Source organism: Mesorhizobium sp. M1A.F.Ca.IN.020.06.1.1 (assembly GCF_004023265.1).
Classification (GTDB): Bacteria; Pseudomonadota; Alphaproteobacteria; order Rhizobiales; family Rhizobiaceae; genus Mesorhizobium.
Genome location: NZ_RZSR01000844.1, coordinates 1 through 2664 on the forward strand (window position 1 = coordinate 1; position 2664 = coordinate 2664).

A 2664-nucleotide genomic window follows, 5' to 3' on the forward strand; every position below is an offset into this window, starting at 1 on the left:
CCCGGGCAGGACGCCGTAAAGCGCCGACACGCTGACATTCCGCACGCAATCCAAGCCGCCAGTCGCGGCTTTTTTCATGCCCGGAGTTCCCATGACTTTTGCTCGACCAAGCCGGACGAGGCGCTGACCCATGGCCATCACCCCGCTCGACATCGCCAACATGGCTTTGGCAGTCCTTGACGAGGCGCCGATCGACAGCCTTGACCAGGACGTCAAGGCGGCCCGCCTGCTCAACCTGCATTTCGACCTCACCCGCGAGGGCGAGCTGGCGAAACACGCCTGGGTGTTCGCCATCCTTTCGGCCTTGGTGCCGGGCTCGGATTCAGGAAGCGGCGACTGCACGCTGAATTATGCCTACGAGCTGCCGGCCGACTGCATCCGCCCGCTGCCGCTGGCCGACACCGGCGAGCCGGGCGGCGTGCCGATTTCCTGGCGCCAGGAGGCGGGGCTGGTCTATTCCGACCAGCCGGGACCGCTGACGATCCGCTACATCGCCAACCTCACCGATCCGAACGACTGGGACGCGCTGTTCACCGAAGTGCTGGTGGCGGCTTTGGCCATCAAGGTCGCGCATCCGCTGACCCATAAGGCGGGCATGATCGACATTGCCCGCGCCGCCTATGATCGCGCCCTCGACGCCGCCTTTTCGGCCAACGCCATCCAGCGCGGCGGCCGGCTCTACACCGGCGGCTGGGCAACCCAGCGCGGCGATTTGAGGAGCTTTCGTTAAATGACAGCGCTCTATCCGGTCCAAGACGTCTTCACCCGCGGCGAGATCTCGCCCAGGCTCCATTCCCGCGCTTCCCTTGACCTCTACCGGGCGGCGCTCGCCCAATGCGAGAATTTCGTCACCTTGCCGCATGGCGGCATCCGCGCCCGCGGCGGCACCTATTTCGTCGCCGAGGTGAAGAACTCGGCCAAGAAGACGCGCGGCATTCCATTCATCTTTTCCTCCGACCAGGCCTACTGCCTGGAATTCGGCGATCTCTATATCCGCGTCTATGCCTATGGCGCGCGGGTCGACACGGTCGAGATCGCCTCGCCCTACCTGGAGGCCGACCTCTTCGAGCTTGCCTATGTGCAGTCGGCCGACCAGATGTGGATCACCCATCGCGACTATCCGCCCAAGGTGCTGACCCGCACCGCGCACACCGCGTGGACGCTCGAGGACTTCGAGTTCCTCGACGGTCCCTATGACGACATCAACGATACCGCCACGACGCTGGCGCCTTCCGACACCGGCCACCTGACGCCCAAGATGAACTCGAACACGACGCCAGCCGGCACCGTCTCCGCTACCGCGGCAAGCGGCCGACGACTTCAAGATGTTCGACCGTGACAAGACCCAGCATCTCATCTTGTCTGGCGGCGGCGACGGCTTCATCCGCTACCGCACCGCCGGCGGCGCGCAGCGGGTCGTTGACGCCTACTGGCTGACCGCCTCGAGCAAGGCGACCCAGGCTTACGACTTCTTCACCGCTTGGGAGGTCCAGGGATCGAATGACGGCGTTTCCTGGACCACGCTCGATACCCGTACCGGCGAGCTCGGCTGGGGCAATGGCGAGACGCGCTTCTACGATTTCCCCAACAAGTCCGCCTTCGAATACCATCAGCTGGTGTTCAGCGGCGGCGGCGGCGACGATGCGACCAATTCGATCGCCGCGGAGCTTGCCTTTCATGTCGCGGCTTCCGACCAGACGCCGTTCGATCTCACCGCATCCGGCACGGCCGGCATCAACGGTGGCGCCGGGTTCCAGGCTACCGATGTCGGCCGCGCCATCCGGCTGCTCGGCTCCGACGGCGTTTGGCGCTGGGCCAAGATCGCCAGCCGCACCAGCACCACCGTGGTGAAGATCGTAATCTACGGCCATGCCCTGCCGAACACCAACCCGATCACCCGCTGGCGGCTCGGGACCTTCGTGCCGGGCAAATATGTCGAGTCCGGCTCGCTCTATGAGGAGCGCCTGGCCTTCAGCCGGCGCTTTTCCGTCTATGCATCGGCCACCGGCGACTTCGACAATTTCGCGCTCGGCGAGAAGGACGACGACGCGCTGGAATTCGTCCAGGCCGGCGGCGGCCAGGCCAACGACATATTGTGGATCGCCGATTCCGACGGCGCGCTGCTGATCGGCACCTCCGGCGGCATCCGCGCCCTGTCGGGCTCTGGCATCGACGAGGCGCTGACGCCGTCCTCCTTCAAGAACCGTCGCTCGCGCACTTTCGGCTGCGCCCGCATCCGACCGGTCGATGCCGGGCAATCTTTCCTCTATGTCACGCGTTCGCGCCGGGCGATCGCCGAGCTGACCCAGGTGCAGACCAGCCGATATCAGTCCGAAGACATCGGCCAGATATCCGAGCACATTCCGAAGCAGGGCGTGGTCGAGCTCGCCTACCAGACCGACCCCGACCCGATCCTGTGGTTCCCCCTCGATAATGGTGAGCTGGCGGGCTACACGCACCAGCCGAGCCAGGAAGTCCGCGGCATGCACCGCCATCGCCTCGGCGGGACCTTCTCGGGCTCCGATTGGGCGGTGGTCGAAAGCGCGGTGGTGACGCCGGGTCAAAACGGCGTCGACGACATCTGGCTGTTCGTCAAGCGCACCATCGGCGGCCTGACGAAACGCTACATCGAGGTGATGCAGGCGCCCTTCGAATACGGAGAGC

The 2664-nt window shown here is 65.3% G+C and carries 2 protein-coding genes and 1 pseudogene; all 3 read left to right on the plus strand.

Features of this window, described 5'->3' with window-relative positions:
• Nucleotides 1-130 precede the first annotated feature (130 nt).
• The gene (locus EOA60_RS27865; protein WP_127335252.1) at nucleotides 131-730 is read left to right on the plus strand and encodes a hypothetical protein; all 600 of its coding nucleotides are present in this window, start codon (nucleotides 131-133) and stop codon (nucleotides 728-730) included.
• Nucleotides 731-1339: a hypothetical protein gene (locus EOA60_RS39285; protein ID WP_245479198.1), complete on the plus strand. Its 609-nt coding sequence runs from the start codon at nucleotides 731-733 to the stop codon at nucleotides 1337-1339.
• Nucleotides 1326-2664: pseudogene (locus tag EOA60_RS27870) on the plus strand (hypothetical protein); the annotation flags it as partial. The gene EOA60_RS39285 and the pseudogene EOA60_RS27870, both read left to right, overlap by 14 nt.

What these genes read in the sequence shown, in the direction of transcription:
- EOA60_RS27865 (WP_127335252.1), top strand. Translation starts at nt 131, where the DNA reads ATGGCCATCACCCCGCTCGACATCGCCAACATGGCTTTGGCAGTCCTT.
- EOA60_RS39285 (WP_245479198.1), top strand. Translation starts at nt 731, where the DNA reads ATGACAGCGCTCTATCCGGTCCAAGACGTCTTCACCCGCGGCGAGATC.